The sequence below is a fragment of the Staphylococcus sp. HMSC34C02 genome, from assembly GCF_001838705.1.
Lineage (GTDB): Bacteria > Bacillota > Bacilli > Staphylococcales > Staphylococcaceae > Staphylococcus > Staphylococcus borealis.
The window spans coordinates 656-4,722 of record NZ_KV838577.1; the positions used below are offsets into that span (position 1 = coordinate 656).

Annotated in this window: 2 protein-coding genes and 2 pseudogenes; 1 reads left to right on the plus strand and 3 read right to left on the minus strand. The window is 34.4% G+C overall.

Going from position 1 to position 4,067, the window contains the following annotated elements:
• From HMPREF3239_RS12450 to HMPREF3239_RS05690, 3 genes and pseudogenes are all read right to left on the minus strand, one after another.
• Nucleotides 1-2,081 (minus strand): annotated as a pseudogene (locus HMPREF3239_RS12450) (adhesin); the annotation flags it as partial.
• A complete protein-coding gene (locus HMPREF3239_RS05685) occupies nucleotides 2,078-2,287 on the minus strand; it encodes a KxYKxGKxW signal peptide domain-containing protein (RefSeq protein ID WP_070855010.1) in 210 nt (69 codons plus the stop codon). The pseudogene HMPREF3239_RS12450 and the gene HMPREF3239_RS05685, both read right to left, overlap by 4 nt.
• Nucleotides 2,288-3,023: 736 nt before the next feature.
• On the minus strand, nucleotides 3,024-3,506 hold the full coding sequence (locus HMPREF3239_RS05690) for a GNAT family N-acetyltransferase (protein ID WP_070855011.1): 483 nt from the start codon (nucleotides 3,504-3,506) through the stop codon (nucleotides 3,024-3,026).
• A 215-nt stretch (nucleotides 3,507-3,721) separates the two neighbouring features.
• Here HMPREF3239_RS05690 and HMPREF3239_RS05695 point away from each other — a divergent pair.
• Nucleotides 3,722-4,067, plus strand: a pseudogene (locus HMPREF3239_RS05695) (hypothetical protein); the annotation flags it as partial.

The window sequence follows — 4,067 nt, forward strand, 5'->3', positions numbered from 1 at the left end:
CTATCTGATGTACTTGTGCTCGTTGAATCACTCACACTTGTCGATGTTGACGCACTATCTGATGTACTTGCACTTGTTGAGTCGCTCACGCTTGTTGATGCTGACTCACTATCTGACGTACTTGTGCTCGTTGAATCGCTCACGCTTGTTGATGTTGACTCACTATCTGACGTACTTGTGCTTGTTGAGTCACTCACGCTTGTTGATGCTGACTCACTATCTGATGTACTTGTGCTCGTTGAATCACTCATGCTCGTTGATGTTGACGCACTCAATGATGTGCTTGCGCTTAATGAGTCTGAAAGACTCACGCTTTCTGATCCACTTAATGACGTGCTCTCACTTGTTGATGTTGACTCACTTAACGATGTACTTGCACTTGTTGAGTCACTTACGCTTGTTGATGTTGATGCACTGTCTGACGTACTTGTGCTTGTTGAATCACTCACACTTGTTGATGTTGATGCACTTAATGACGTACTCGCTTTTGTCGAATCACTTAATGATGTACTCGTACTTCTTGAGTCACTTTCACTTTTGGCTACACTTTCGCTTCTTGATGCATTTTCGCTATTAACTTTGCTTGTACTTGTGCTTTTTGAGTCACTTTCACTTTTGGCTACACTTTCACTTCTTGATGCATTTTCGCTATTAACTATACTTGTGCTTGTTGAGTCACTCATACTTATTGATGTTGATTTACTAGTCGATGTACTTGTTTTTGTCGAATCACTTAATGATGTACTTGTCGATAAGCTCTTACTATTAGCAGTTGAAGTAGATGTACTTTCATTATTTGAAGTTACCACTGATGTCGATGTCGATTGACTTGGTTCAAGATTTTTAATTGTTTGATTGTCACTAAAATAATTTAGTCTATAATCATTACCATCTTGATAAGCATACGGTGATACTGTAAACGATAGGTCTCCTGATTTATTATTAATAGGTACAGTAAAAGTGGCTGTTACACTTTTACCCTGTCCAATTAATGTTCCATTTAAATTGGTACTTGACCAAGTATATCCCCCATTCACTTTATTCAACGATGGAGTTGTTGTAGTCCCCGTATAATTACCATATGAATCGGAGTATCCTTGTGTTACGTTTGTGATATTGCCATAACCAGAACCTAATGTAATTAATGGTCTTTGTGGATGAGACATAAGCGTTGCTGTCTTTTTACTCACATTCGGCGTTTCAACACTATCAGTGGCAGGATTATCGTAAGTAAGTATATATTTAAATGTTACAGAACCATTTCCATTATTAGTCACTATTAATTTATAATAAATTGGCGTGTTATTTACTGAATCTGTACCACTACCTGTATATGTGTTAGTTTGACTAGTCGCTGCTGTTGTTGCTGCAAGTGTATTTACTGCCAATCTACTAAATGTTCTTAACTTAGTTGGACTTGTGGATGAACTTGTTGAATTAGTAGTAAATAAGGCAGATCCTAAATCTTCGTTTTTATTGCTTTCTGTAGTGTGCGTTGAAGATGTCACACTTTTTTGGGCATTATTTGACGCTAGTGATGCTTCAGTACGCGTACTTCCTTTTGAGTTATTCTCATTTGAGTTACTTAATGATTCTTTATTGCTACTTGAAGAAGTTTTATTACTTTTTTCTGATGTGCTGTTAGTAGAAGTGTCTTTTGCTAAAGAATTCGTACTGCTCTTTTTTTCTTCAGACGTACTTGTCTCTTTACTTTTATCACTATTCGATGTATTTCCAGAGTTCTTTTCAATTTGTTTTTCCGAAGAAGCAGCTTCTGACTTAGGTGCTTCTTGTTCCGAAGTAGACGTTGTACTCGTGGATGAATTAGCGTTAGATGCCTCTTTATTAGAAGTCGTTTCTACTGAATTCTTATTGCTTGTACTTTCTACAGTGCTTTTACTTGTTGATTCAGTAGACTCGGAAGTTTCTGATTTAGTAATCGCAGTTGATTGTTGATTTGCTACTGTTGCACTCGTTGATGAAATTTCTGAAGTCATAGGTGTCTCAGAAGCAGCATATGCCTGATGGTCATTAAGCATCGTAAAGGTAAAGGCCCCGCCTACTAATCCAGTTGCTCTCATAGCTTGTTTTTTAATCGCTCATTATGATTTGTTTCTAAATTGCTAATTTCTTCTACATCTTTATTTAAGAATGGTAAACCCAACATTTTAAGTAGTTGAATTTCCTTAATACCCGCTTTAACCCATTGTTTTCCAGATTTATATAGTTTCACCCTTGCTTTTTCTTCACCAAAGGATCGTTTAAAATTTCTCTCTTTTTTCGACATAATACTCTCCTCTATTTTCCATTTACTTCCCCATCTACTAATTGACCACAATTAATTTGAATTTATGCTATTATATTACCCTTTACATGCAAATTGCAACAAAATTAGAGTTCATTTATATAAGGTTTTTCTATATTATATTGCGCAAAATTCAAAAGTATGCACGATTTATTCATTATTTTTATTTTCATTATTTTTGTTTCAATCAAATTATTACTTGATTAGTAAGTTTCTTTAAGATGAATCAGTTGTAATGCTTATTTATATATACTGGATTGGGATGATAATATTCATTTATTTGTATTTAAATTCATTTATTTAATCGGTATAACAATTTTGTAAGCACGACAGATCTATCGCTTTATTATTTCTTTGGTAATTAGAGCTATTTTTAAATTAAAAATAGGAAAAAACAAATTCTTCAGAACGAGTTTCTTCCTATTAAAATAGAGTTTTTGAATTTTTTAAGTTTTGATAATTATTATATTTCAAACAATACATAGTTGATTTGAAATTACTTTTTCGATGGGGTCCTTCATACAGTTGGTCAATTCAATAACAGTGTTTGTTATTTTTAACGAGGTCGCCTAGAGATGTTATGATAGACAAAACCATTAAAAAAATGGGCATACACAAATTGATTTCTATTGTGTGAAGCCCATAACGTATTATTTACTGAAGTACTACAAACCATATATATCTTCATATACTACTATATTCATTCTAAGACATCTAATTATACTTCTTTAACCATGTTATACCATTTTATACCCGCGTGTTGTGACGTTGACGCTCCTTCATTAATATAGCCGTAATGTTCATAAAAAGGCACTAATGCTTCGCGACAAGTTAGTGTTACGGCATGTCTTGAATGTTGTCTAGCCAAATTCTCAAATGCTTTTAATAATTGCCCGGCAATGCCCTGTCCTTGGCTACTTTTGCTAACAACTAATCCAAGTACACTAAGATAGCCACCATATTCAGGATTGCGCTCACTCGTTTCAAATAAGTCATCAGTTATATAACGTTGCGTAATCACAGGCCCATTAATATAGCCAAGAATTTGGCCGGCGTTTTCAGCTATGATGAATGTATCAGGTATTTTACCGATTCTCTCTTTTAATGCTTCTGATGTAGCTGCTTCATCAGATGTAAAGCCTTCATTTTCCAATTCAATCAGTGAAGACAGATCCGCTTCGGTTACTGCACGTAATTGCATCAAACATCCTCTCCTAGTTTAAAAAGTCGTATATATCGTAGCACAATAATGTGATGAATGCTTATATGACAAAACTGTCATTCAGTTGATAGAAGATATTAAGGTTGAATTTAAATTATTGTGTTAAGTTATAAATATACATATTTATGATATTTTTAATTATTAAATAATCATCTTTATGTATGAAGAATGCTATTTACTAGGGAGTGGATGAATTGATTAAAAGACGTTTTAAATATGCTTTCGGAACAACATTAGTAACATCATCACTATTACTTATGTCACATGGCCATGCTTTTGCAGCAACAAATAACATTGACCAAGCGTTCAATCACGATAATAATGGTCAACCTATAACATCTCAAGGTAGTAACAACAGTGTAGATCCTGGGTTTAACCACGATGTTGATGACAACAATGATATTGATCCTGGTTTCAACCATGATGTAACTAGCAACAATGACACTACGAAGCATCAAGCTGAAGATAATGACATGGGCTTTAATGGTTATGCAGAGCAACACGGATTAGTTAATCCAACATCTAAGACAAACGCACAAC